The 25,627-nt window shown below is 41.2% G+C and carries 21 protein-coding genes; 1 reads left to right on the top strand and 20 read right to left on the bottom strand.

Annotation, left to right across the window (positions count from 1 at the left end; translation table 11 throughout):
• Positions 1 to 13: 13 nt before the first annotated feature.
• The 8 genes from ysxE to hemA all read right to left on the bottom strand — a co-directional run bounded on the left by ysxE (position 14) and on the right by hemA (position 9,144).
• The gene (gene ysxE, locus HRJ06_RS04935; protein ID WP_338421053.1) at positions 14 to 1,057 is read right to left on the bottom strand and encodes a spore coat protein YsxE; all 1,044 of its coding nucleotides are present in this window, start codon (positions 1,055 to 1,057) and stop codon (positions 14 to 16) included.
• An 89-nt stretch (positions 1,058 to 1,146) separates the two neighbouring features.
• Positions 1,147 to 2,364 (bottom strand): stage VI sporulation protein D, encoded by a 1,218-nt coding sequence (gene spoVID / locus HRJ06_RS04930; protein ID WP_174729800.1) that lies wholly within the window; start codon positions 2,362 to 2,364, stop codon positions 1,147 to 1,149.
• A 541-nt stretch (positions 2,365 to 2,905) separates the two neighbouring features.
• Positions 2,906 to 4,195, bottom strand: coding sequence for a glutamate-1-semialdehyde 2,1-aminomutase (gene hemL, locus HRJ06_RS04925; RefSeq protein ID WP_174729797.1), 1,290 nt, complete (start codon positions 4,193 to 4,195; stop codon positions 2,906 to 2,908).
• A gap of 34 nt (positions 4,196 to 4,229) precedes the next feature.
• Positions 4,230 to 5,210: a porphobilinogen synthase gene (gene hemB, locus HRJ06_RS04920; protein WP_174729794.1), complete on the bottom strand. Its 981-nt coding sequence runs from the start codon at positions 5,208 to 5,210 to the stop codon at positions 4,230 to 4,232.
• A 15-nt stretch (positions 5,211 to 5,225) separates the two neighbouring features.
• Complete coding sequence (locus tag HRJ06_RS04915) at positions 5,226 to 6,002, bottom strand: uroporphyrinogen-III synthase (RefSeq protein WP_174729791.1); 777 nt, start codon at positions 6,000 to 6,002, stop codon at positions 5,226 to 5,228.
• Positions 5,999 to 6,934 carry a hydroxymethylbilane synthase gene (gene hemC, locus HRJ06_RS04910; RefSeq protein ID WP_174729788.1) on the bottom strand — a complete coding sequence of 312 codons (936 nt, stop codon included), beginning with the start codon at positions 6,932 to 6,934 and terminating at the stop codon, positions 5,999 to 6,001. The genes HRJ06_RS04915 and hemC overlap by 4 nt, the downstream gene beginning before the upstream one ends.
• Positions 6,935 to 6,949: 15 nt before the next feature.
• Positions 6,950 to 7,783 (bottom strand): cytochrome C assembly family protein, encoded by an 834-nt coding sequence (locus HRJ06_RS04905; protein ID WP_174729785.1) that lies wholly within the window; start codon positions 7,781 to 7,783, stop codon positions 6,950 to 6,952.
• Positions 7,784 to 7,797: 14 nt separating this feature from the next.
• The gene (gene hemA / locus HRJ06_RS04900; RefSeq protein WP_174729782.1) at positions 7,798 to 9,144 is read right to left on the bottom strand and encodes a glutamyl-tRNA reductase; all 1,347 of its coding nucleotides are present in this window, start codon (positions 9,142 to 9,144) and stop codon (positions 7,798 to 7,800) included.
• Positions 9,145 to 9,463: 319 nt separating this feature from the next.
• Here hemA and HRJ06_RS04895 point away from each other — a divergent pair, with 319 nt between their 5' ends.
• The gene (locus HRJ06_RS04895; RefSeq protein ID WP_174729780.1) at positions 9,464 to 9,949 is read left to right on the top strand and encodes a LiaI-LiaF-like domain-containing protein; all 486 of its coding nucleotides are present in this window, start codon (positions 9,464 to 9,466) and stop codon (positions 9,947 to 9,949) included.
• A gap of 448 nt (positions 9,950 to 10,397) precedes the next feature.
• On the opposite strand, the gene HRJ06_RS04890 is transcribed toward HRJ06_RS04895, so the two are convergent.
• The 12 genes from HRJ06_RS04890 to leuB all read right to left on the bottom strand — a co-directional run bounded on the left by HRJ06_RS04890 (position 10,398) and on the right by leuB (position 25,599).
• The gene (locus HRJ06_RS04890; RefSeq protein ID WP_277874653.1) at positions 10,398 to 11,135 is read right to left on the bottom strand and encodes an amino acid ABC transporter ATP-binding protein; all 738 of its coding nucleotides are present in this window, start codon (positions 11,133 to 11,135) and stop codon (positions 10,398 to 10,400) included.
• Between the two features lie 16 nt (positions 11,136 to 11,151).
• Positions 11,152 to 11,799 carry an amino acid ABC transporter permease gene (locus tag HRJ06_RS04885; RefSeq protein ID WP_174729777.1) on the bottom strand — a complete coding sequence of 216 codons (648 nt, stop codon included), beginning with the start codon at positions 11,797 to 11,799 and terminating at the stop codon, positions 11,152 to 11,154.
• Positions 11,800 to 11,886: 87 nt separating this feature from the next.
• On the bottom strand, positions 11,887 to 12,666 hold the full coding sequence (locus tag HRJ06_RS04880; RefSeq protein ID WP_174730235.1) for a transporter substrate-binding domain-containing protein: 780 nt from the start codon (positions 12,664 to 12,666) through the stop codon (positions 11,887 to 11,889).
• A gap of 318 nt (positions 12,667 to 12,984) precedes the next feature.
• Entirely contained in the window at positions 12,985 to 13,572 is a 588-nt protein-coding gene (gene yihA, locus HRJ06_RS04875) for a ribosome biogenesis GTP-binding protein YihA/YsxC (protein ID WP_174729774.1), read from the bottom strand.
• Complete coding sequence (gene lon, locus HRJ06_RS04870) at positions 13,559 to 15,895, bottom strand: endopeptidase La (protein WP_174729771.1); 2,337 nt, start codon at positions 15,893 to 15,895, stop codon at positions 13,559 to 13,561. The genes yihA and lon overlap by 14 nt, the downstream gene beginning before the upstream one ends.
• Positions 15,896 to 16,114: 219 nt before the next feature.
• Entirely contained in the window at positions 16,115 to 17,782 is a 1,668-nt protein-coding gene (gene lonB, locus HRJ06_RS04865) for an ATP-dependent protease LonB (RefSeq protein ID WP_174729768.1), read from the bottom strand.
• 415 nt (positions 17,783 to 18,197) lie between these two features.
• On the bottom strand, positions 18,198 to 19,463 hold the full coding sequence (gene clpX / locus HRJ06_RS04860; RefSeq protein WP_174729765.1) for an ATP-dependent protease ATP-binding subunit ClpX: 1,266 nt from the start codon (positions 19,461 to 19,463) through the stop codon (positions 18,198 to 18,200).
• A 330-nt stretch (positions 19,464 to 19,793) separates the two neighbouring features.
• On the bottom strand, positions 19,794 to 21,080 hold the full coding sequence (tig, locus tag HRJ06_RS04855; protein WP_174729762.1) for a trigger factor: 1,287 nt from the start codon (positions 21,078 to 21,080) through the stop codon (positions 19,794 to 19,796).
• A gap of 152 nt (positions 21,081 to 21,232) precedes the next feature.
• Positions 21,233 to 22,255 carry a tetratricopeptide repeat protein gene (locus tag HRJ06_RS04850; RefSeq protein WP_174729759.1) on the bottom strand — a complete coding sequence of 341 codons (1,023 nt, stop codon included), beginning with the start codon at positions 22,253 to 22,255 and terminating at the stop codon, positions 21,233 to 21,235.
• A gap of 93 nt (positions 22,256 to 22,348) precedes the next feature.
• On the bottom strand, positions 22,349 to 22,939 hold the full coding sequence (leuD, locus tag HRJ06_RS04845) for a 3-isopropylmalate dehydratase small subunit (protein WP_174729756.1): 591 nt from the start codon (positions 22,937 to 22,939) through the stop codon (positions 22,349 to 22,351).
• Positions 22,940 to 23,016: 77 nt separating this feature from the next.
• A complete protein-coding gene (leuC, locus tag HRJ06_RS04840) occupies positions 23,017 to 24,426 on the bottom strand; it encodes a 3-isopropylmalate dehydratase large subunit (protein ID WP_174729753.1) in 1,410 nt (469 codons plus the stop codon).
• Between the two features lie 60 nt (positions 24,427 to 24,486).
• Positions 24,487 to 25,599 (bottom strand): 3-isopropylmalate dehydrogenase, encoded by a 1,113-nt coding sequence (gene leuB / locus HRJ06_RS04835; protein ID WP_174729750.1) that lies wholly within the window; start codon positions 25,597 to 25,599, stop codon positions 24,487 to 24,489.
• Positions 25,600 to 25,627 lie beyond the last annotated feature (28 nt).

Raw genomic sequence — 25,627 nt, 5'->3', positions numbered from 1 at the left:
AGCCTCAGAATTGTTAATTCTGGGCTCCTTCTTGTGCTGCCTGCTGTTTTTGTCTTTCCGCCTCTTCTAATTTCATAACAACATATTCCGTGTTTTTTATAAGCCAGTAATTTCTTTGCAGCCTTTGGACAAGCCTTCGTTCATTTTTAGGATTGCTGCTTTTAAAATAAGTTTCTGCTGTTTGTACAAGGCCTGTCGGATACGCAAGGTAACTTAAGAATAATAGCCGCTCTTCTTCTTTAAGCGGGAAGTATTGAAAATAAGTCTGTATCCAATCGACACATTCGTCCGACTTTTTGGGAAATGTTTTTAGAGTGCGGGAAACGAATGGCAATAAATCATGGATGGCTGATCCTGGGCCAGCCTTTTCAAAGTTAAGAAAGTGTCCAGTGCCTTTTTCATTGAAAACGAAATGTTCTGTAGATACCTTACCGTGAGTAATTACCATACGTGATTTTTTTTGTTCTTTTGTAAGGGTATACCAATTTTCAAGCTTTTGCTTAGAAAAGGAGGCTGCTTGTTTCGCTTCATGATAATATAAACAAAACATTAGTTCAAAGGGAGACATATAAAACTTGCTCTCACATGCATCCATAAAACCGTCTAAAAACTCCTCTTCTTTTCCCCACTTTTGCAAAGTTTCTTCATAATGCTCAAGGCGCTCAGCTTCAGTCAGCTCAATATCTTTTGCAGATAAGGTATGGAGCCTTGCCAGCTCTCTAAACAGCTGTTTTTGCCGTTCAGGCTGATTTTCTTTTTCTTCATTAGTCAGCCAGGGCATAAGGTAGTATAAGTGATTATTCTCCAAAATTGCATAGCGTCCATCTTCTGCTGGAAACACAGGAACAATCCTGTTGTATCCTTTTTGATAGAGGGCTTGAATATGGCGAAGAAATCCTGTGCCCTCTTGAGGCGGAATCTTTTTTAGGGCATAAGTCCCTGATTCAGCATAAATCTTCCTGACTTTACCCAAATCTTCAACAAAATACGGTTTGATTGAATAATGTTTTAAAATGCGTGCAGTTTCAGCGATCAAGCGGCTGTCAGGCATTCTCATCCACTCGCTTTCCTGAAAATACTCAAAGAAAAACAGCAGAGCAGGTTAAGCAACCTGCCCAGTAAGAAAACTATATTCATAGAACCAGGTTAATACAGGCTAGCTGCTTTTCCTGGTACATAAAGCACTTGACCTTCATGTACATCCTGGTCGATATCTAGTTGATTAACCCTCAGCAGCTGGTTAACCTGGATTTCATAACGGTTTGCAATTTGTTCAACTGTGTCGCCCTGCTGAACAATGCAGACCCGCAGCTTTGCAACCTCTGGTTCTTCTTTTCTAGCAAAAAACTCTGTAAGTGATAACCCCTTCTTTTTAGAGCCTTTCTTCTTTTTCTTAGGGGCTGGTTCATCTGAAGAGGATGACTCCACTTCTGATTCAACCTGAACATCTTCCTTATGATCATATTCTTCTGGCACTTGTGCATCAGGCAGGTCAGCTATATCCGGCGATGCCTGGTTATTCAAATCAATTGGAGCGGGAATATTTTCGCTTCTTTGGGCAGCGAAACTAATTTCTGGACCAACAGGGGCTTCTTCTTGATGCTCAGCTAATTCGGCTTGCTCAGCCTCTGCTAAGACGGTTTCCTCAGCCTCTGCTAAAACGGTTTCCTGTTCAGGATTTTCTGATACCTTTTTAGCTTCTGCTTCAAAAGGGGTATAAAGCTGGTGATCTGGCCGCTTTTCAGCGACATGATCTGGGTCGTTATACGCAGACCAATTAGTTGATGTGTCTTCTGCTATCTCATCTGCGTCCTCTTTCTGCACACTTTCAGGGAGTGCTTCAGCGGTCTGGCCCTCCCGATACACCAGTTCAGGCTCATTAATCTCCTGTAATTGCGCAATATCTACTTCCTCTGATTGGCTCCCATGCTGCTGTTCGCCATATAAGCCGGTTATAGCCAGATCTGCTGTAAGCCTAAGACACCCGCGCTCTGGGAGAAGGTAATCAAATGATTCCACTGTTATATCAATATCATTGATGCTGGCAATTCGATTGTTTGGAATGGTAATATCAACTGGAAACTGGTGCAGGAACTCTGCTCCTCCGTCTTCCCTTTCCATAATAGAATGCACAAATTTCGCCGAAGTGTAACTATCCTGCTCTTCAGTTGCTGAAATTACCTGTCGTGTATATTCTCCAGTCAATTCCAATGATCCGCGAATGGCCACATACTGATCGTTTTCTTGAACCGTGATGTTTGGATCAAGTGAAATCGAAACCAGTTCAGCGACTTCCTGTCCTTTTTGAAACCAGACTGATTCTTCCAAAGAAAAACGCAGGCACGATTGATTTCCCTGAGACAAAGCGACTCCTCCTTTCGTTTCCTTGCACACGTAAAATCACCATGTCACTAACCACTTTATGAAACGAAAGTTAAAATTATGATTATGACTTATGAGATTATGTTGAACAGTCAAGCTATTGGAGAAAGAAAAGAATAAGAAAAAGCATACTTCGATTTCAGAAACGGGCTCTTTTATGATACAGGGAGGTAGATAAATGAAGCATACATTCTTATCCAGAATTGAGTAACTAGTGATCTAAAAAATAAGCGGAGATTTTTTCGTTAAGTAAAGCAAAATAATCGATTTTCAGGTTTTTTGAGTAAATAAGTGAAATCTCTCCCTCTATTTAAGCGATTTTCCGTACTTCTTCTTAATTAAGAGGAATTTTTCCGCTTATTTTTCAAACATGCAGAGAAGAATAAGGAATTGCCACTGCAACTATCAGGGTGCTTATCCTTTCATAAGACGGGTATAAAAAAATGCTTGGAGCTAATGTCTCCAAGCATTTTTGGTGAGCTCCAGTCCATACTTCGCTTAACGGACGCTTACGCTTTTGTTTTTAACTTTTTAATTTTGAGAATGCATTTTCTGTTGCTTCTATCGTTTTAGCCAAATCTTCATCACTGTGAACTGTTGATAGGAATAAACCTTCAAACTGTGATGGAGGAAGAAAGATCCCTTGGTGAGCCATTTCACGATAGAAAGAGGAAAAGAACTCAAGATCAGATGTTTTTGCTTTTTCATAGTTGGTAACTTCCTCATCGGTAAAGAAGATTCCTACCATGGATCCAACTCGGTTAATGGTATGTGGAATATCAAATTTCTTTGCAGCATCTCCAAGGCCTTTTTCAAGGATATCAGCCTTTCTCCCAAATTCCACGTAGGAATCCGGAGTTAGCTGGCTAAGCGTTTCATAGCCGGCCGTCATCGCAAGTGGATTCCCGGACAGTGTACCGGCTTGATAAATCGGTCCGCTTGGTGCAATTTGCTCCATGATTTCTTTTTTACCGCCGTACGCTCCAACAGGAAGGCCACCGCCGATAACCTTGCCCAGACATGTCAGGTCAGGCGTAACATTATAATGACCTTGAGCACAATTGTACCCCACCCGGAATCCTGTCATAACCTCATCAAAGATTAGTACGGATTCATATTGGGCTGTAATTTCCCGCAGACCTTCCAAGAAACCAGGCTGAGGAGGCACTACCCCCATGTTGCCGGCAACTGGTTCAACAATGATACCAGCAATATCTTCGCCAAATTGTTCAAAAGCGTACCTTACGCTGTCTAGATCATTATAAGGAACGGTAATCGTGTTTTTAGCTATACCTTCTGGGACTCCTGGACTGTCAGGAAGGCCAAGTGTGGCTACACCCGATCCAGCCTTGATAAGCAGAGAGTCACCATGCCCATGATAACAGCCTTCAAATTTCATGATTTTATTTCTTCCGGTATATCCTCTTGCAAGCCTAAGCGCACTCATTGTAGCTTCAGTACCTGAAGATACCATTCGTACCATCTCAAGCGATGGCACCCTGTCAATTACAAGTTTAGCCAGTTCGTTTTCAATCTCTGTAGGCGCACCAAAGCTTGTGCCAAGCTCAGCTACTTTTTTGATTGCTTCAACGACCCGATCATTTGCATGCCCAAGAATCAGGGGACCCCATGACAAGACATAATCAATGTATTCATTACCATCGATATCATAAATTTTAGAGCCTTTTCCTTTTTCCATAAAAATCGGATCCATATCAACCGATTTAAAAGCACGGACAGGACTATTAACTCCTCCAGGCATAAGCTTCTTCGCCTCTGTAAAAGCTTTTATAGATTTTTCATAAGAGCGCATTGGTCATCCCTCTTTTCGGTAAGTTTGATAGAAATTATTTTTCGGAAAGCCAGCGGGCTGCATCCTTAGCGTGATAAGTAATGATTAGATCAGCTCCTGCCCGTTTCATACCAGTCAGCATTTCCATAACAATGCTTCTTTCATCAATCCAGCCGTTTTGCGAAGCTGCTTTAACCATTGAATACTCTCCGCTTACGTTATAGATAACAACCGGAAGATTAAAGCTATTCTTTACATCTCTTACAATATCAAGGTATGGAAGACCTGGCTTGACAATCAAAAAGTCAGCCCCTTCTTGGACGTCTGATTCTGCTTCTCTCAATGCCTCAAGCCGGTTAGCCGGATCCATTTGGTAGGTTTTTCGGTCACCAAACTGAGGTGTGCTATCTGCTGCCTCACGGAAAGGTCCGTAAAAGGCTGAAGAATATTTAATTCCATAAGACATGATCGGAATTTCTTTATAGCCAGCTTCATCAAGTCCAGCTCGTATTGCAGCAACAAAGCCATCCATCATATTGGATGGAGCAATTATATCCGCACCTGCGGCAGCCTGGCTGACAGCTGTTTTTACTAAAAGTTCCAATGACTCGTCATTTAAGACCCTTCCATTTTCCACGACTCCACAATGGCCATGGCTTGTATATTCACATAGGCAGGTATCAGCAATTACGATTACATCAGGATGATTCTCTTTGATGTAGCGGGTAGCCTTTTGAACAATACCATGGTCATGAAAAGCTTCAGTCCCACACTCGTCTTTTTCATGTGGAATTCCAAACAAAAGTACGGACTTAATTCCCAATGCAATGATTTCATCCATTTCCTTGCCCAGCAGATCCAAAGTTACTTGGAAAACACCTGGCATCGAAGAAACTTCATTCCGTTTATTTTCACCTTCTAAAATAAACATGGGATAAACCAAGTCATCCTGGCGAAGATGGTTTTCTCTGACTAGTTCTCGCATAGAGGCATTTTTCCGGAGCCTTCGATGACGGGAAAACTGTATATCATTCATTTAATTGTCCTCCTCTTATAACTTTCTAGTTAAAAGCTTTACAATATCTTTCAGCATTTCTTCCACTGTATATTTCTCAGGACAGACATGGACCGTAAGGCCAGCTTTCTCGGCCTTCCGCTTCGTAACCGGACCTATACAGGCAACCACTTTGCCCTCGATTGCTGCAGCCAGGCTGTGTTCGCGTACAGTGTTTATAAAATGATCGACCGTAGACGGGCTTGTGAAGGTAAAAATATCCAGCTGGTTCTCCTTTAAAAGACTTGTAAGCCTAGTTTGAGCCTTCTCCGGCATGTAGGTCTCGTAAATGACCAATTCTTCAGCTCTGCCTCCTTGCTGCTTAATGGAGGCTGCGATTAGCTCTCTGGCAAGGTTGCCTTTAGGAATAATTACATTTGTCCCTGGCTTTACAAACTTAAGAAACTCTTGTACAAAGCCCTCAGCCGTATATTCAGATGGCATGAAGTCAACATGGATGCCATGCTCCCGCAATACTTGTCTTGTTTTTTCACCAATCGCCGCGACTTTCGGAAAAAGCTCGGCATTTACTTCTTGGTGAGAAAGAAAGGTATTTACCGTCACATTGCTTGTAAATACGATCCAATCGTAGTTATGTATGTTTTTTATAGTAGATAGGCTTTTCTCAGTAAGAGGTACAGGGCGAAAGGCAATTAGAGGGATTTCAACTGGAATCCCTCCATACCTTTCAACAAGTCTTGAAAAGGCACCAGCCTGTTCTTCGGCACGCGGTACCATTACCTGTTTATTTTGCAGCGGATGAGAAGCAATCATTCACTGTCTAACTCCTGCTTAACTTTATCGATTAGTTCCTTTGCTCCTTGCTTAATTAACTTATCAGCAGCAATCAGCCCTAATTCTTCAGGATTAGAGCCTTTAACCTGCTCTTTGTATATAACTTTTCCATCAGGTGAACCAACTAAAACAGTCAAAATAATTTCAGCATCTTCGCCAATAGAGGCATATCCGGCAATCGGGACCTGACAGCCGCCCTCCATTTTATGCAAGAATGACCGTTCCGCGCGGACTGCCCGGTCCGTTTCAGCACCAGTAAACTTATGCAGCAAATCTAGAAGTTCCTTGTCATCTTCGCGGCATTCAATTGATAATGCCCCTTGACCGACAGCTGGAACACAGATTTCAGGATCAAGGAACTCTGTAACAATATCCGATGCCCAGCCCATACGTTTTAAGCCTGCAGCAGCAAGAATAATCGCATCATACTCACCTGTCTCGAGCTTGCCGAGCCTTGTATCAATATTTCCGCGTATCCATTTAACCTCAATATCTGGACGCTGTACTAATAGCTGGGCGCTGCGTCGCAGGCTGCTCGTTCCTACAATAGCGCCGGGCTTAAGATCCTTTAGAGCAATATGCCCGTTTGAGATAAGAACATCACGGTGGTCCTCACGCTCAGGGATAGAACCAATTACAAGTCCCTCCGGAAGAACAGCAGGCATATCTTTCATACTGTGGACTGCCATATCAATTTCCTTATCCATCATTGCCTGCTCAATCTCTTTTACAAATAGACCTTTGCCGCCAACCTTTGACAAAGTCACATCAAGGATCTTATCTCCCTTTGTAACAATTTCCTTTACTTCAAAATCAAAAGGGGCTCCAAGGTTTTTCAATTGTTCAATTACCCAGTTCGTTTGTGTAAGTGCGAGCTTGCTGCGCCTTGACCCGATTATAATTTTTCTCATAACAGCCTCCTATTTTTACGATTCCCAAAAATGAAATGTTGATAATTTGCCAAAAAGGAAGAAATTAATTAACACAATTAAAAAGCTTGCAACATTCCAAAGTGCCAGTGATTTCCCATACATCTCCCTGCGAACGCGCAAATATAGATAAATGCTGTAAACAGCCAGAACAAAAAAGGAACCTAGAACTTTTATATCATACCAAGGCATTACAGCGACCTTTATCCAAGCCCATTGCATTCCAAGAATAAGGCTTAAGACAAGCATCGGCACACCAATAACATTTAAAACATAAGACATGTGTTCAAGTTTAGAAAGATCCGCGATTCTCCACAGCATTTTATTCCACTTTTTCCGTTTCAGCAAATCATATTGAAACAAATATAAGAGCGAAAATACGAACGAGAGTGAAAAAGCGCCGTATGAAAGAATCGCCATTGTAATATGAATCATCAGCAATTCTGAAACAAGCTGCTCTGACAATACATCAGATTCATAATAGACAGGAGCAAATGTATGAATGGCCATAATCATAAAGCCAAGTATATTGGTGAAAAAGACGATAAAATCTACTTTTAAAAGCCGGTTAATCCCCAAAGAAAGTGTAATCAGAACCCATGCATAAAAATATAGCCCCTCTATTAAAGTTAATACAGGAAACCTCCCTGTAATAAACATATAACTAAGGAGAACGACCGTTTGCAATAGCCATACAAATGCAAGTAACCAGAAGGCAATTTGGTTAGCCTTCCGGTTACTGTTAAGGAAGTCAATAAAATATAAGAGCACACTTAAGGCATAAACAATTAATATAAGTTCATGAAGACGGGATATATAAAAGTCTAACATGGCCAGAACCTCTCTTACGCCTGAAAAGAAGCCTTTGGCAGTGAAACCTTAGCCTGTTTCAATTCAGCTGTTTTCAATCCTTGCTGCTCGTGAACAAGCTGTTCTATATTAAATATTTTAACAAACAAGTCTAGCAGCTCGTCTGAATCTGGCTTTGCAGCCAATTCCTTCGCCTGAAGAATAGGATCTTTGAGCATCTGGTTAATGATGCTCTTTGTATGTTTATTGATTACTTTGATATCTCGTTCAGACAGTTGTGGAATCTTGCGCTCAATACTCTTCATAGTTTCTTCCTGAATATCTGATGCTTTTAATCTCAAAGCAGCTATTACAGGAACTACACCCAGCGTATTAACCCATTGGTTAAATTGAACGATGTCGGCCTCAATCATCAGCATGATTTTCTCAGCCGCCTTTTGGCGTTCCTGAAGGTTTGCCTGAACAATCCCTTCAAGATCATCGATGTCATACAAAAAGATATTTTCCAAACTGGCTATTTCAGGATCTAAATCACGTGGGACTGCAATATCCACCATAAACAATGGTTTGCCTTTGCGCATTTTTTCAACCTGAGCCATTTGGATTTTTGAGATTACGATTCCTTTAGCCCCTGTTGAACTAATCAGGATGTCTGCCTCTACCAAAGCACATTGCAGTTCCTGCATTGTCTTGGCATGTCCAGAGAATTTATTGGCAAGATCTTCTGCCCTCTTAAATGTTCGGTTTATGACTGTAACTTTGCTTGCACCATTGGCATGAAGGTTTTTAATTGCCAGTTCGCCCATTTTTCCAGCACCAAGGATAAGCACATGCTTATTTTGAAGAGAACCAAAAATTTTCTTCGCAAGCTCTACAGCCGCGTAGCTGATTGAAACAGCGTTTGCACCTATTTCAGTTTCTGAATGAGCTCGTTTAGCAAGTGTGACAGCCTGTTTAAATAATTGATTAAAGACCGTTCCAGTAGAATTGACTTCTTGTCCCAACAGGAAGCTTGAACGAACTTGTCCAAGAATTTGCGTTTCTCCCAGCACCATAGAATTCAGCCCGCTGGCTACCTTATAGAGATGTTCAATAGCACCATTCTGTTCATATATGAACAAATAGGGAGAAAATTCTGCCTGTTCGATTCCAAACCACTCTGACAAAAATTCTTTTATATAATAACGGCCTGTGTGAAGCTGATCCACAACAGCATATATTTCCGTCCGGTTACATGTTGATATAACAATATTTTCAAGGATGCTTTTTTTCTTTTGCAGCTCTTTCATTGCATCCCCAAGAGTGGTCTCATTAAACGTGAGCCGTTCACGGATTTCTACAGGGGCTGTTTTATAATTAAGTCCCACAACTATAATATGCATAATTAATTGACACCCCCAAGACATAGCATTATTAGCTAAGGTAATTATAACACGGACGTGTTTACAGTCACCTTAGAAATGTGAACAGAAAATGAATCATAAATCACTTACCTGTGATAACATAAAGAGCGTAATACGACCCGTTTATAGGCCGGTAAAAAGAATGATTATACCAACCCGCCCTAAAGACGGTTTATATAAAAAATATGGTAGAGGCTGCGCCTCAAATTAATATATATAGAAAACAAAGACTTCCTTATGTACAGTAACAAATATTAGATATTATTTCAAGTGAACCTTATTGGGAAGGCGTGAAAGAATGAAAAGACAGCAAATGATACCGGGAATTATTTTAATAGGCTTTGGAATTTATTTTTATTTACAGCAATCCAATATTACGCTGTTTCAGCAGTTTTATACTTGGCCGACCCTACTGATCATCGTTGGTATTGCATTTTTAGGCCAAGGATATTGGGGTAAAGACTATGAATCTATTCTGCCTGGCGTAATGCTTGCAGGTTTCGGGCTTCATTTTCATGTCGTGCACCGGCTTGAGATTTGGCCCGATCACATGGGAACTTTTATCTTGATCATCGCATTAGGCTTTTTGCTTCGCTATCAAAAGACAGGAAACGGACTGTTCCAGGGCATCCTTTTTTTAATTTTAGCTGTGTTATTGTTATTTAATGACCAGTTTGCCAGCTGGTTTGGCCTAATGGAAAGCAGAGTTGCTTCTGCATGGACCTTCTGGCCCGCTGTTCTCGTCATCATAGGAGTTTATCTGCTGTTTTTCAAAAAAAAATAGACAAGGGGGTTCCCTGTCCCCTGTCTTACTGGTTTACACAGGCCTTGTTCTTTTTTAGCTACCCCCCAAAGGCTCGGGGCACCTTCGCTTGTTCTGTCAAGTCTTTTGGATTTTTTCAGCAAAAGCTCCAGTGCCTTCCGCCCCTATAACAGTCTTCGCTTTTCTTTGTCTAGCTGCAGCGCCAAGCCCCTCGAGTCATAAGCTGTGCCCTTACTGAAGGCAAAAAGCGCCTTCATTCAGGTCCCATCTTATGCTGGTCGGGGCTGAACGAGGCGCTTCCGCTTTTCTTTGTCTAGCTGCAGCGCCAAGCCCCTCGAGTCATAAGCTGTGCCCTTACTGAAGGCAAAAAGCGCCTTCATTCAGGTCCCATCTTATGCTGGTCGGGGCTGAACGAGGCGCTTCCGCTTTTCTTGTTGTCTGGCTGCGCCTCCTTGGGGCTTTGCTTTTTTTATAATACGGAGTCTAGGAAGTCTTTTGTCCGCTGTTCCTTTGGATTATTGAAAACATGCTCTGGGTGTCCAACTTCTACGATTCTGCCGTCATGCATGTAAACGACCCAATCCGCTACTTCCTTTGCAAAGCCCATTTCATGCGTTACCACAATCATTGTCATCCCCTCTACAGCTAATTGTTTCATTGTCGCCAGGACCTCGCCAACTAGCTCAGGATCAAGTGCGGATGTAGGCTCATCAAACAGCATAACATCAGGTTTCATAGCTAGGGCGCGTGCAATTGCAACCCGTTGCTTTTGTCCCCCAGATAATTTCGCCGGATAGACATCTTCCTTATCGCTTAATCCGACCTTTGCCAACAGTTCTTTTCCTTCTTTACGCGCTTGTGCTTTTCCGATCTTCTTAACATGGATAGGTGCTTCGATGATATTTTCAAGCACTGTTTTATGCGGAAACAAGTGGAAATGCTGAAAGACCATCCCCACTTTCTCTCTGACTTTATTCAAATCAATAGAGCTTGCTTCAACGATCTCACCCTCAAGTGTAATTGTTCCACTATCTTTTAGTTCAAGAAAGTTCAAACAGCGAAGCAAGGTGCTTTTCCCCGATCCGCTTGCGCCAATCAGACAAACCACATCACTTTCTTTGACCGTAATATCTATATCCTTCAATACATGAAGGCTTCCAAACGATTTATTTAATTTTTCTACATTAACCATAACTGGCTGCGTCATATTAAGCTCCCCCTTCCTAGTCACTTATCGACATACGCTTTTCAATGTAACGAACAAGTATTGAAAAGATTAGGACAAGTATTAGATAGTAAACAGCAACTATCAGTAGGTATGTCATGTAATCAAAATTATTGGAACCATATGTGGTTGCCACATTGAACAGTTCATACATCCCAATAAAGGATGCAAGTGAAGAATCCTTAAGAGCGATGATGAATTGGTTGCCGAGCGGAGGCATAGCCCTTCTCATTGCCTGTGGCAGAATAATTCTTCTATAAGCAAGATTATTTGTCATTCCAAGTGAACGTCCTGCTTCCATTTGTCCGCGATCAATTGACTGAATCGTTCCTCGGAAAATTTCAGCGATATATGCTCCATTGTGGAATGCAAGACCTAACACAACCGACCAAAACTGGGAAATATCCAGTGAAGTTAGTCCGAAGTAAAAGACGAAGATTTGAACGACGAGTGGTGTTCCTCTTACTATAAATATATAAAGATCCGCGAGCCATTCAAGCGGTTTGATATTTGATATTTTTAAAAATGCAAAAAACAAGCCTATAAAGATGGCAATAAATACTGATACAGCCGTCAGCTGGAATGTTAGCAGCATTCCTCGAAGGAACACTGGATAGGTTTCAATAAAAGCATTAAGCCATTCCATAATTTCTCCCCTTTCTTATCTATTGGTTTCTTATTTTTTAAATAAGGAAGGCGAATGCACACTTCTGCACACCCGCCTCAGTCAAAGTTATTCCCCTTCAGGATCAACTGTTATATCTTCACCGATGTATGTCTTGCTGATCTCTGTAAGTTTACCGTTCTCTCTCAATGTTTCGAGAGCCTCATTGACTTTCTCAAGCAGCTCTTCATTATCTTTGGCGATAGCAATTGCCTGCTCACTGCGCCCAAGCAATTCTCTGCCTTCTATTTCCATGCCTGATCCAATTGCTTCTTTTCCTGTTACAAAATCTGTAATAACCGCATCGTGTTTACCTCTGCTTAATGCTTCAAGTGCAGTTACATCACTATCGTACAGCTGAATATTGTCAGTAACTTCTTCTGCTGTATTAAAATATGTTGATCCTTTTGAAACAGCAATCTCTTTTCCCTCGAGATCGGCAAGCGTTTCCACTGAGCTGTCAGGACGGACAAAAATTTGCGGTCCCGAGAAGTAATATGGAGTGGAGAAGTTAACAGCCTTTAATCGGTCTTCATTAATTGTATGGCTTGCAACAGCTGCGTCAAAGCGTCCGGATTTTACTCCTTCAACAATTCCGCCAAATTTAAATTTCTGCTGAACTGGTTCTAATCCAAGTTCTTCTGCAACAGCTTCAGCAACCTCAATATCAAATCCTGACATAGTTCCGTCTGCCTCAGTAATACTAAACGGCTTGAACTCTCCGGATGCTGCATAGGTGAACTTACCTTCTTCTGCTAGATTCATTCCTTCTGAATTTTCATCTGAATTAGTGGATGCTTCGTCTGACCCGCAGCCTGCCAACGCAAGCATTAAGACAAAAACAAGCATTCCTTTAAATAAATATTTCACTAGTGTAACGCCCCCTATATCTATTTTGCAGACACTTAATTAGCTTATCACTGATTTTGAATTTTCTCAAAATGGGCCAGAGCGGGTTAAATAGCCTCTCCTCTCGTATTTTACGGTCTTGCCGACTCACCTTCCTTATTCACCTTATTCCCATCACATCTTTTAAAATGCTCCCGATTCCTTATTATTCGACTACGTTTTGGGAAATTAAGGTAAAAATGATCGATGGTAACACACATTTTGTCACAATCAAAAAAAGCTTGGTGAGGGAACACCAAGCTTCAATAGATTCATTACTTATTTTTTCATATAACTTTCAATGGTTGACCAAGCCTTGTCTTTTCCTTCCCCAGTCTCTGACGAGAAAAGGATAACAGGGTCATTGGGATCAATATTCAGCGTTTCTTTGGTAACTTTAAGATGCTTTTGCCATTTTGACTTGGATATCTTATCAGCCTTGGTGGCAATAACGATAACCCGCAGGTCATAATGCTTCAGAAAATCATACATCAGAACATCATCCTTGCTCGGCGGATGGCGAAGATCAACAATTAAAATTGCTGCCTTTAATTGTTCCCTGGAGGTAAAATATGTTTCGAGCATCTTCCCCCAGGCTTCCCTTTCTGTTTTGGAGACCTTTGCATATCCATAGCCAGGAACATCTACAAAATGAAGAATTTCATTGATTAAATAAAAGTTAAGAGTTTGGGTTTTCCCAGGTTTTGAAGATGTTCTCGCCAAATTTTTTCGGTTTAGCATCTTGTTTATAAATGAGGATTTCCCCACATTTGACCTGCCTGCAAGCGCAAATTCAGGTAAAGCCTCACCTGGGTATTGGTCAGGCTTTACTGCGCTGATTACAATTTCAGCATTATTGACTTTCATTATGGCCTCCTTCAGCCAGGGCGTGCTTCAGCACTTCATCAACATGCGAAACTAATACAAAGTCTAACTCGTTGCGGACGCTCTCTGGAATATCATCAATATCTTTTTCGTTATCTTTAGGTAAAATAATTTTAGTTAATCCTGCACGGTGAGCGCTTAAGCTCTTTTCCTTTAAGCCCCCAATAGGCAGAACCCTTCCACGAAGAGTAATCTCACCGGTCATGCCGACTTCTTTCCTGATTGGACGGCCTGATAAAGCTGAAACGAGTGCCGTTGCAATGGTAATCCCTGCTGATGGGCCATCTTTAGGAACAGCGCCTTCCGGAACATGAATATGAATATCATGTTTCTCATGGAAATCTTCGTCAATGCCCAAGTCCTTCGCCTTGGAACGGACATAGCTGAATGCTGCCTGAGCCGACTCCTTCATAACATCACCGAGTTTTCCTGTTAATACGAGCTTCCCTTTACCAGGTGATAAGGACACTTCTATTTGCAGAGTATCCCCGCCAACTGTAGTATAGGCCAGTCCAGTTGCAACACCAACCTGATCCTCAAATTCAGCTTGTCCATAGCGAAACTTAGCTTTACCTAAGAAATCTTCTACATTTTTTTCACTAACCACAACACGCTTTTTTTCACCCGCTACAACAATCTTAGCTGTTTTCCTGCAGATGGCTGCCAGCTGCCGCTCAAGTGAACGAACACCTGCTTCACGTGTATAATAGCGAATAATCTGCCTAAGTCCTTCGTCACGGATTTGAAGCTGTGCTTTCGACAGACCGTGTCCCTCAATTTGCCTCGGGAGCAGATGATCTTTCGCAATATGCAGCTTCTCCAGCTCAGTATAGCCAGCAATTGTAATGATTTCCATTCGATCCAATAAAGGTCCTGGAACTGTTCCCAAGTTATTTGCCGTTGCTACAAACATAACATTGGATAAATCATACGGTTCCTCAATATAGTGGTCGCTGAAATTATGATTTTGCTCTGGATCAAGCACTTCCAACATTGCTGAAGATGGATCACCACGGAAATCATTAGACATTTTATCGATTTCATCAAGGAGAAATACAGGATTAACAGTGCCTGACTTCTTCATCCCTTGAATAATCCTCCCCGGCATTGCACCTACATACGTTCGTCTGTGACCGCGGATTTCAGATTCATCCCTGACACCCCCAAGGGAAATGCGAACAAAATTTCGATTAAGGGATTTGGCGATTGATTTGGCAAGACTTGTTTTACCAACTCCTGGAGGACCTGCAAGACAAAGAATCGGACCTTTTAAAGAGTTTGTAAGCTGCTGGACTGCTAGGTATTCAAGCACCCGCTCCTTAACTTTTTCCAAGCCATAATGATCGTCATTTAAGACCTTTTCAGCTTTTCGGATGTCTAGGTCATCATCAGTAGCCTTTGTCCAGGGCACATTTACGAGCCATTCAATATAATTTCTAATGACTGCACTCTCCGCTGAAGTTGCCGGCACCTTCTCATATCGATCCAACTCTTTTAGTGCTGTTTCCTTAACGTTGTCCGGCATCCCAGCTAGCTCAATTTTGTCGGCAAGCTCAGCAACTTCACCGGTCTTTCCTTCTTTATCGCCCAATTCTTTTTGAATGGCCTTAAGTTGTTCTCTCAAATAATATTCTTTTTGAGTTCGTTCCATTGACCGTTTTACACGCTGACCGATTTTCTTTTCGAGGCTGAGGACCTCTTTTTCGTTATGGATGATCTCAACTATTTTGTTCATCCGTTCTTTAATATCCTTCGTTTCCAGGATCTCCTGCTTTTCCTTAAGCTTAAGCGGCAAGTGCGACGCAATGATATCAGCCATTCGGCCTGGCTCTTCAATATCAGCGACAGAAGAATACGTTTCCGCCGAAATTTTCTTGGACATTTTTATGTACTGTTCAAAGTACTCGAGCATTGTTCTCATCAATGCTTCGTCTTCAATATCCTTTGTTTCCCGATCTTCATGGGATATTATTTCAGCAGAAAAAAACGCTGTGTCATCATAAAAAGCTGTAATCTCAGCTCGTTTCAAGCCCTCTACCAGAACTCTGATAGTCCCGTTTGGAAGCTTCAGCATCTGCTTCACGCGGGTTAATGTGCCTACCTGGTATAGGTCTTCTTCGGTAGGTTCATCTATCGAAATGTCTTTTTGCGTTGTAAGAAAGATTAAATGGTCATCGACCATTGCATTCTCAAGAGCTTGTATAGATTTTTCCCGCCCAACGTCTAAATGTAACACCATTGTTGGGTATACCAGCAGTCCCCTAAGCGGCAAAAGTGGAATTGTTTTTTCTTTTTCTGTAGTCATATTGCACCTCCAAAAATGCAACTTATCCTGTTCTTTATTTCTCTTCGTTGTTCAATTCTATCGTATTTAGGAAGCAGTGTCTAATTATAGGAGTCCTTTTAAATACAGACCTTATTTACCCTGTTCGCTATTAATTTTTTTATATTCCGTTAGGAGCTAGAGTGATGCTAATAACAATCAAAAGCTTCGGTTTTAAATTGCACAACCGAAGCTATTGATTTAGATAGTCTCTTCTTTTGGTAATTCAACTGCTGTTGAAATGATTTTATCTACAGCCTGTTCCCGCAGTAGGGCAATTTCAAACACCTCTTGTAAATGGTTAACCGTGATAATCTCGATCCCATCTATTTCATGGAGTATTGTCTGCATGTTTTCGTACGGAATGATAACCTTTTTGGCTCCAGCCTTCTTTGCTGCCTTAACCTTTGGATACACGCCGCCTATTGGTTTTACATTGCCATGAATACTTATTTCACCTGTCATGGCCACGGTATTATCCATTGGGATTTTATAAATGGCAGAATAGATTCCGGTTGCCATCGCAATTCCTGCAGAAGGACCATCAATAGGTGTACCGCCAGGAAAATTAACATGAATATCAAATTCATCTGCCGGTACCCCCATTGAACGGAGGACAGTAATAACATTCTCAATCGAGCCTCTGGCCATACTTTTTCGTCTTATCGACTTGCTCTGATTACCTATATTCTCTTCTTCCACAATCCCAGTGATATTAATACTACCTTTTTCCTTAGCAGGAATGACTGTTACTTCAATCTCTAGCAGTGCTCCTGTGTTAGGACCATATACCGCTAGGCCATTAACTAGTCCAATCGCAGACTTTTCATTTATTTTCTTTTCCATTCGAGGTGTTAGCTGGCTAGCGTGAATAACCCATTCTATTTCTTCTTCCTTTATAAAATCACGATCCTCTGAGATAGCAAGACCTGCCGCTATTTGAATCATATTGACTGCTTCACGGCCATTTCTAACATAGTTGGATAATGTTTCAACTGCCTTTTCGCTAATCGATAGCTTTACTTTTTCAGCAGCCTTCCGAGCTACAGTTGAGATTTCTTCTTGGCTTAGTTCCCTGAAAAATACCTCCATACATCTTGAGCGGATTGCAGGAGGAATTTCACTGGGCGTTCGTGTAGTTGCCCCTACTAAGCGGAAATCAGCGGGAAGGCCATTTTTAAAGATATCATGAATGTGCGTTGGTATTTGTGTATTTTCTTCATTGTAATAAGCGCTCTCAAGATACACCTTTCTATCTTCAAGAACCTTTAATAATTTGTTCATTTGAATGGGGTGAAGTTCACCGATTTCGTCAATGAATAACACTCCACCATGTGCATTTGTAACAGCCCCTTGTTTTGGCTGGGGTATCCCAGCTTGGCCCATTGCACCGGCTCCCTGATAGATTGGGTCATGTACTGAACCTATTAGCGGGTCGGCGATTCCTCTTTCATCAAAGCGGGCTGTCGTGGCATCGAGCTCAACAAAAACAGAGGCTTGCCGAAAGGGTGATTTACTATTTTTCTTTGCTTCTTCTACCACAAGTCTGGCTGCCGCTGTTTTACCAACTCCAGGAGGCCCGTAAATAATAACATGTTGAGGGTTAGGTCCACAAAGAGCCGCTTTAAGTGCCTTTATCCCGTCTTCCTGTCCCACAATATCTTTAAAACTGGTTGGTCTGACTCTTTCGGCTAGCGGCTCACTTAAAGATATTGAGCGCAGCTTTTTTAATTGTTCCATTTCTTTTTTGGACTCACGGTCTATCGAAACTTTCTGTGTTCGCTGATTTCTTAGCAAATTCCAGAAGTACAGTCCGATCACAATTCCAAAGAAAAGCTGTATAAATAAGGCTATGCCGGTCCAACTCAATAAGATTACCTCCTGAATAGATTGTTTATTCGCTATAACCTAGTATCTCCCTCACCTAGTTGGAATAAACAAGATATTCTTCTAAAGATTATCGGTAAAAATCCTTTAAAGATAGGATTATTTAGGCCATATCCAAATATTACAAGTGAACAAAAATGGAAGTTAAAACCTTATTAAAACCAACAATTTAATTAAGCTTAGTCTTAGAACATAAGATTAGACGACGTGAGACAGTGAGCCAACGAGGAGCAGAAACAATTCGATATTATCTGCAGCATTGAAAAAAGAACCCGCACTAAGGCAGGTTCCAATTAAAGTCCTTTATTTTAAGTCCTTACATGTTGTTATTTAATCCAGCAGCGCCTAACCCCTCGAGTAAGCCTTGGTCTTTCGAAGGCGCTTTCGCTTTATTATGTTACGCGGATGTTTTGCGTTTTTCTTCTAATACTGTTCCATCCTCAAGGATGAGCTTGGGAACACTACCGTCAACTACTGTTTCCCTAGTGATTACGCACTTCTTTATATCGTCCCGTGAAGGAAGATCAAACATGACATCCAGCATGATTCCTTCTATGATAGAACGAAGTCCGCGCGCTCCAGTTTTACGTTCAATAGCCCGCTTCGAGATTTCTTCTAACGCACCTTCTTCAAAATCAAGCTCTACTTCGTCAAGCTCAAGCATCTTTTGGTATTGTTTAACTAGAGCATTTTTTGGTTTTGTCAGAATTTCAATTAATGCATCCTCATCAAGCGGCGCAAGGCTTGCAATAACAGGAAGACGGCCAATAAATTCCGGGATTAGTCCGAACTTAAGCAAATCCTCTGGAAGAACTCTTGAAAGAAGATCTTTTTGGTCGATATCATCTTTCTTTTCTTCTGATCCAAATCCAATAACCTTTTGCCCCAGACGACGCTTAATGATTGATTCGACACCATCAAATGCACCGCCGCAGATAAATAAAATATTGGTTGTATCGATCTGAATAAATTCCTGATGAGGATGCTTGCGGCCTCCTTGAGGTGGAACGCTTGCAACAGTTCCTTCTAGAATCTTAAGAAGTGCCTGCTGTACCCCTTCACCGGAAACATCTCTTGTAATAGATGGATTTTCTGATTTTCGGGCAATTTTATCAATCTCATCAATATAGATAATTCCTTTTTCAGCCTTTTCCACATCATAATCTGCTGCCTGGATCAGTTTTAGAAGAATGTTTTCGACATCCTCACCAACGTAGCCAGCTTCAGTAAGAGACGTCGCATCAGCAATCGCAAAAGGAACATTGAGGATTCTTGCAAGAGTCTGGGCTAGAAGGGTTTTCCCGCTTCCTGTTGGCCCGATCATAGCAATATTACTCTTCGATAACTCTACATCGTCAATTTTGCTGTTTGAGTTTATTCGCTTGTAATGGTTATAGACGGCAACAGATAAATTTTTCTTTGCCTGATCTTGCCCAATTACATACTCGTTAAGAATGTCACGGATTTCCAATGGCTTTGGTACATCCTTAAATTCTACTTCCTCTTCAGTACCCAGTTCTTCTTCAACAATTTCTGTGCATAATTCAATACATTCATCACAGATATAGACACCTGGGCCTGCAACTAACTTACGAACCTGGTCCTGTGTTTTACCGCAAAAGGAACATTTAAGCTGCCCTTTTTCATCATTAAATTTAAACATGCCTTCACCCCTTGAAAAAACTTCTTCGATATATAAAGCTACGGATCATAAGCAAATGAACAAATAGGTTTATTTTCACTCTTACTCTTACAGTTATGTATTGGATTGTATCATATTTTGCCATTGGACTGGTAATAATAACTCTTCGCCTAAAGAACTTTTATGATCCGCATTTGAAACATATGTACTCACTAAGCTTAACCATAAATCGTGCACTTAAATCCAGAGAATCCAAATTGATAAAAAATTTTATACGGCATAATATTGGTTTTTATGGTATAAAACAAGGCACGATTAGATATCGCGCCTTGTTTTAAGTTACTACTTATATTATGCAACAGTTTTGCTGTTATCTACAAGAAAATCAATTGCTTTTCTCAATTGAAGATCTCCCTTAACTCCCTCAAGGCTGCCAAGTGCCTTTTTGATGTCTTCAATAGACATATTATACATTTCAGCCATTTTCTCAAGCTCAGCATTGACATCTTCATCTGAAGCTTCAACGTTTTCAGCTTTTGCAATTGCCTCTAATGTTAAGTTTACACGAACACGTTTCTCCGCATCTTCTTTCATTTGTTCGCGAAGTGCATTTTGATCTTGTCCAGAGAACTGGAAGTAAAGGTCAAGATTCATGCCCTGCATTTGAAGACGCTGTTCGAATTCACTCATCATGCGGTCAATTTCTGTATCTACCATAGCGGAAGGAACGTCGATTTCAGCATTCTCTGCTGCTTTTTCAACAACAGTATCACGTACATGATGTTCAGCTTCTTGATTCTTGCTTTCCACAAGACGAGTCTTGATTTTCTCTTTAAGTGCGTCAAGAGTTTCTACATCTTCCTCAACGTCTTTTGCAAACTCATCATCAAGCTCTGGAAGTTGTTTTGTTTTTATTTCATGAAGTTTCACTTTGAATACAGCAGGTTTACCAGCTAGCTCAGCTGCATGGTATTCTTCAGGGAAAGTTACTTCTACTTCCTTCTCTTCTCCAGCAGCTGTTCCAACTAACTGCTCTTCAAAGCCAGGAATGAATGACCCAGATCCAAGCTCAAGTGTATGGTTCTCAGCTTGTCCGCCTTCGAACGCTTCACCATCAACAAAGCCTTCAAAATCAAGTACAACAGTATCGCCGTTTTCAGCTGTGCCTTCTTCTTTCACAACAAGCTCAGCCTGACGCTCTTGCATAGTCTTTAATTCTGCTTCAATATCTTCATCTGTAACATTCGTGTCAAAGGCTTCTACTTCGAGTCCTTTATATTCGCCAAGCTTTACCTCAGGCTTAACAGTAACCTTTGCTTTAACAATTAAGCTTTGGCCCTTTTCGATTTGTTCAACATCAATTTCAGGGCGGTCAACTGGTTCAATACCCGTTTCATCAATCGCATTAGCATAAGCATCTGGAAGCAGGATATCGATGGCGTCCTGGTAAAGCGATTCTACACCAAAACGCTTTTCAAACATACCGCGCGGCATTTTCCCTTTACGGAATCCTGGTACATTAATAGTTTTTACTACTTTTTTAAAAGCAGCGTCAAGGCCTTCATTAACCTTCTCCGCACTTACTTCAATTGTAAGAACCCCTTGGTTCCCTTCTAACTTTTCCCAATTTGCAGACATACATTTCCCTCCAACAATCTATTGTCATTTTCATTCGATGATGAATATGCTTTGTTATGTAAGCAATACCCAATTTAAATGTAAAATATAATTTTTTACATAATGCAACCACTACATTATAACACAGGTTGGTTTTCTTTCAACTGAGAAGCCTATATATTCGGATAAGAAATTTCTTCTAACCTTCTTATGAGGTTAATCGCCTTTTCTACAAGAATATAGTCGGCCCCGTACAAGTCGGCTGTAGATCCAGGGGTATCTTCCATTCCAAAATAAAGTCCGGCAATATAATGGAAGGCTGCAGCCAGCACCCTAGAGTCTTTTGGTTCCAATTCAAAAGGATACATAATAAAGTAATTTCTCTCAACGAGGCTCTTTATGCTTTCGTATAAAACCGGATTTTCATTTTCCACTACCTCGCTTAGCAGCTTAATCACTTCCCTTAGACTTTCCATATCCTTAAGTTCAGGAAGATTTGCAGGAATGACCGTCTCAGTTCGCCCTAACTTCGAAAGCACAATTTCTTTGTCATATTCCTGCTCTCTTAAAATATTTATAAATAAAGTTTTTTGAAAAGGGTGTCCATCTTCAGCTTCCATTAGCTTTTTCAATTCATTAACATAGGGCCTAATGTTTTCATTGGCCAAGCGGGCTGCAAAAAGAACCTGCTCATTAGGATCCATGCTTGAAAGCAGCTCCAATTCATTTTCCTGCTCCTCCATGGGGTGCTGTTCTTCTTGTTTGTAAGCTGGTTTCTCCTTTGCCATCTTGCGGCAATAGTGAAGCATTTTTGTGAAATGTTCAAATTTTTCTGCAGGAACCTTATGTTCCTGTAATAAAACTTCAATTGTTGTAATCACTTCTTCAAATTGGTTCAGCTGAATAAGGATCATGATGTACAAATCTGCCACTTGAAAATAATCGCCTATTCCTTTATTAAGCATTTCATCTGCAAATTGTCTAGCTTCGTTAAGCCGGCCAGATTCAAAGTTTGCCAGAATCAAACCGGTATAAACATCCGCATTGCCGCTATCGAATTCAAGCGCTTGTTCTAGCAGCCGGATTGCTTCTTTATACTTTTTCTGCTGAAGCAGGTCCAGCCCCTTTGCCATCAGGCGCCTGTCGAGGTCTGGAAAAAGGATGACATTATCCTGTTTGTTTTGGTCATTTTTCATGCTTATACCGCCTTCTGAAGAATGGATGAGGTTAGTTTAGCATGAATTAGATCAAATACAAAAAGATTCACAGATAACCTGTGAATCTCTGTTCTACTTATTTAATTGAAGCTCTTCATGCAGTTTTATTTGTTCATCCAGCTTAAGAGTAATTTCAATTTCATCCCAGCCGTTTATCAAAAGTTTTTTCCAGTAGGGGTGAATCTCGAATGATTCGTTTAAGCCCTCTTCATCACTTACAGTTTGCCTTTCCAGGGAAACGGTTAATGTATATGGCTGGTTTTTGGAGCGTTCAAGCAGGCTTTGTACCTTTTGCTCACTTAAGACAATTGGCAAAATCCCATTCTTTAGACAGTTTTGATAAAAGATATCTGCAAAAGAAGGAGCAATTATAACTTGAAAGCCAAAGTCTAGCAGAGCCCAGGGTGCGTGCTCTCTTGAAGACCCACAGCCAAAGTTTTCATTCGTGACTAAAATGGTAGCACCTTGATTTTCAGGGAGATTTAATTCAAATTCCGGATTTAATTCTCCATTAGATTTATAGCGCCAGTCATAAAAAAGAAATTCTCCAAAGCCAGTCTTTTCGATTCTTTTTAAAAATTGCTTTGGAATAATTTGATCTGTATCTACATTAGTTCTATCCATTCCAACAGTTTTTCCTGTATATTCCTTAAATCCAGCCATCTTTGTCTCCCTTCTATAAAACTACACACTGAATAACAACATGAATGATCCTATTGCATTATAATAGGGAATGTAGTTTATACAACTGCTGGTGACAGTCTGCGAACATCAACAAAGTTTCCATACACAGCAGCTGCTGCAGCCATTTCTGGACTAACTAGGTGGGTTCGTGCCCCTGACCCCTGCCGCCCTTCAAAATTGCGGTTGGAAGTTGATGCGCAGTGTTCTCCTGCAGGGACAATATCATCGTTCATGCTCAGGCACATACTGCAGCCAGATTCCCGCCATTCAAAACCGGCACTCAAAAAGACTTGATCAAGCCCTTCCGCTTCAGCAAGCTTTTTGACCTGCTGTGATCCTGGAACAACAATTGCGCTAACTCCTTCATGTACGGACTTGCCTTTAACAATTTCAGCAGCTGCACGTAGGTCTTCTAGACGTGAATTTGTACAAGAACCGATAAAGACCTTTTGAATCTTAATATCTTCTATTTGCTGACCCTCATCTAATCCCATATAGGCAAGAGCACTCTCAATTGATTTTTTCTCGGTTTCACTTTTTGTTTCACTTAAGTACGGTACACGGCCGGTTACAGGAGCTGTCATAGATGGGTTTGTACCCCAGCTAACCATTGGAGCGATCTCGCTGCCATCAATGACAATCACTCGGTCGTATACAGCATCTTCATCAGAGGCCAGTTCTTTCCATCTTGACTTCCAGCTTTCCATTTCATCAGCTTGAGGCGCATATTTTCTTCCATCGATGTACGCGAAAGTAGTTTCGTCCGGACTCACTAAGCCTGCCTTTGCTCCACCTTCAATGGACATGTTACAGACTGTCATTCGTTCTTCCATCGACATGCTTTCAATTACTTCACCACAAAACTCAATCACATGGCCGGTTCCAAACTTAATTCCATATTTGGATAGGACATATAAGATGACATCTTTAGCACTTACACCAACACCAAGCTTTCCATCAATTTGAAGCTTAAGGGTTTTCGGTTTTGTCTGCCATAAGGTTTGAGTAGCAAGCACATGCTCGACTTCACTTGTTCCAATTCCAAAAGCCAATGCGCCAAATGCACCGTGTGTTGAAGTATGGCTATCACCGCAAACAATTGTCATACCTGGTTTGGTTAAACCCAGTTCTGGCCCGATAACATGGACGATCCCCTGTTCAGCACTTGTTAAATCTGCTAGTGGGACGCCGAACTCTGAACAGTTTTTCCTTAATGCTTCCATCTGGTTTTTTGCAACAGGGTCCTTTATGTCATAGCGGTTAACCGTTGGAACATTGTGGTCCATTGTTGCAAATGTTTTATCAGGACGTCTGACCGTGCGGTTTTTCATTCTTAATCCCGAAAAAGCCTGCGGAGAAGTGACCTCATGTACTAAATGTAAGTCAATATAGAGCAGATCAGGTTTTCCTTCTTCCTTATAAACAACATGCTGTTCCCAGATTTTATCAATGATCGATTTTCCCATTGTCTCCCCCCTGTCTCCGAATGTTCGGCAAGCATTATCTTTAATATTTCCGCTGAAAATTTATGCGTAAGCACCCATGATATTCAAGATGGCTTCGTTATCCAAAATAGTAGCCTTAATTTCTTCTACCATTTCTGTAGTTGATACGTTTTTCTTGCCTTTCGCTGCGATATCGCTCGTTCGGCCGCCACCTTCAAGTACTTCTTTAACAGCATTTTCTACAGCCTCTGCTTCTTGCTCTAAACCAAAGGATATGCGCAGCATCATTGCAGCTGAAAGAATCATCGCAATCGGATTCGCAATATTCTTGCCTTCAATATCAGGAGCCGATCCATGAATTGGCTCATATAAGTATGGACCATCTGTAGAGATACTGGCAGAAGGAAGCATTCCAAGTGAGCCTGTTAAAACAGAAGCTTCATCACTTAAAATATCTCCAAACATATTCTCCGTAACAACGACGTCAAACTGTCGTGGATTCTTAATCATTTGCATGGCTGCATTATCAACAAGCATGTGTTCAAGCGCTACTTCAGGGAAGTCCTTAGCCACTTCCTCTGCTGTCTCCCGCCACATTCGGCTTGATTCTAATACATTGGCTTTATCAACAGAAGTGACCTTTTTGCTGCGTTTTTCCGCTAGCTCAAATGCCAGGCGAATAACTCTTTCCATTTCTGTCTTCTCGTAATAAAGTGTATCAACAACAGTTTCCTTATCTCCCTGCTGCCTTCTTTCACTCGGCTTACCAAAATACAGGCCTCCGCAAAGTTCGCGGACCATTAAGATATCCACACCCTCAATAATTTCTTTACGAAGAGGGGATGAATCTGCCAAGCTGGGATAATAACTAGTTGGCCTAAGGTTGGCATATAAATTTAACTCTTTTCTGATCTTAAGCAGGCCCTTTTCTGGACGAAGATGCCCTGGAAGGCTATCCCACTTTGGCCCTCCTACTGCACCTAATAGTACAGCATCACTGTCTTTACATAGTTCAATTGTTTCATCTGGAAGTGGAGTACCATCTTGGTCAATTGACACGCCGCCAATTCTTCCATAGGAGAAGTAAAACTGGTGTCCAAACCTTTCGCCGACGGCCTGCAGAACTTCAATAGCCCCTCTGGCCACTTCTTTCCCAACTCCATCGCCAGGCAAGACTGCGATTCTTTTTTTCATTGTCTACTCCTCCATTTCTATTAAAATA

Source organism: Mesobacillus harenae, assembly GCF_013343715.1.
In the GTDB taxonomy this organism is placed as follows: Bacteria; Bacillota; Bacilli; order Bacillales; family Cytobacillaceae; genus Mesobacillus_A; species Mesobacillus_A harenae.
Note: the sequence above shows the minus strand (reverse complement) of the source record. Positions and strands in the feature narration are given on the sequence as shown.

Bases quoted from the DNA above. Each gene is read 5' to 3' on its own strand.
- ysxE (WP_338421053.1), bottom strand. From the start codon at position 1,057: ATGAGAATGCCTGACAGCCGCTTGATCGCTGAAACTGCACGCATTTTA.
- hemL (WP_174729797.1), bottom strand. From the start codon at position 4,195: ATGCGCTCTTATGAAAAATCTATAAAAGCTTTTACAGAGGCGAAGAAG.
- hemB (WP_174729794.1), bottom strand. From the start codon at position 5,210: ATGAATGATATACAGTTTTCCCGTCATCGAAGGCTCCGGAAAAATGCC.
- HRJ06_RS04915 (WP_174729791.1), bottom strand. From the start codon at position 6,002: ATGATTGCTTCTCATCCGCTGCAAAATAAACAGGTAATGGTACCGCGT.
- hemC (WP_174729788.1), bottom strand. From the start codon at position 6,934: ATGAGAAAAATTATAATCGGGTCAAGGCGCAGCAAGCTCGCACTTACA.
- HRJ06_RS04905 (WP_174729785.1), bottom strand. From the start codon at position 7,783: ATGTTAGACTTTTATATATCCCGTCTTCATGAACTTATATTAATTGTT.
- hemA (WP_174729782.1), bottom strand. From the start codon at position 9,144: ATGCATATTATAGTTGTGGGACTTAATTATAAAACAGCCCCTGTAGAA.
- HRJ06_RS04895 (WP_174729780.1), top strand. From the start codon at position 9,464: ATGAAAAGACAGCAAATGATACCGGGAATTATTTTAATAGGCTTTGGA.
- HRJ06_RS04890 (WP_277874653.1), bottom strand. From the start codon at position 11,135: ATGACGCAGCCAGTTATGGTTAATGTAGAAAAATTAAATAAATCGTTT.
- HRJ06_RS04885 (WP_174729777.1), bottom strand. From the start codon at position 11,799: ATGGAATGGCTTAATGCTTTTATTGAAACCTATCCAGTGTTCCTTCGA.
- HRJ06_RS04880 (WP_174730235.1), bottom strand. From the start codon at position 12,666: ATGCTTGTTTTTGTCTTAATGCTTGCGTTGGCAGGCTGCGGGTCAGAC.
- yihA (WP_174729774.1), bottom strand. From the start codon at position 13,572: ATGAAAGTCAATAATGCTGAAATTGTAATCAGCGCAGTAAAGCCTGAC.
- lon (WP_174729771.1), bottom strand. From the start codon at position 15,895: ATGACTACAGAAAAAGAAAAAACAATTCCACTTTTGCCGCTTAGGGGA.
- clpX (WP_174729765.1), bottom strand. From the start codon at position 19,463: ATGTTTAAATTTAATGATGAAAAAGGGCAGCTTAAATGTTCCTTTTGC.
- tig (WP_174729762.1), bottom strand. From the start codon at position 21,080: ATGTCTGCAAATTGGGAAAAGTTAGAAGGGAACCAAGGGGTTCTTACA.
- HRJ06_RS04850 (WP_174729759.1), bottom strand. From the start codon at position 22,255: ATGAAAAATGACCAAAACAAACAGGATAATGTCATCCTTTTTCCAGAC.
- leuD (WP_174729756.1), bottom strand. From the start codon at position 22,939: ATGGCTGGATTTAAGGAATATACAGGAAAAACTGTTGGAATGGATAGA.
- leuC (WP_174729753.1), bottom strand. From the start codon at position 24,426: ATGGGAAAATCGATCATTGATAAAATCTGGGAACAGCATGTTGTTTAT.
- leuB (WP_174729750.1), bottom strand. From the start codon at position 25,599: ATGAAAAAAAGAATCGCAGTCTTGCCTGGCGATGGAGTTGGGAAAGAA.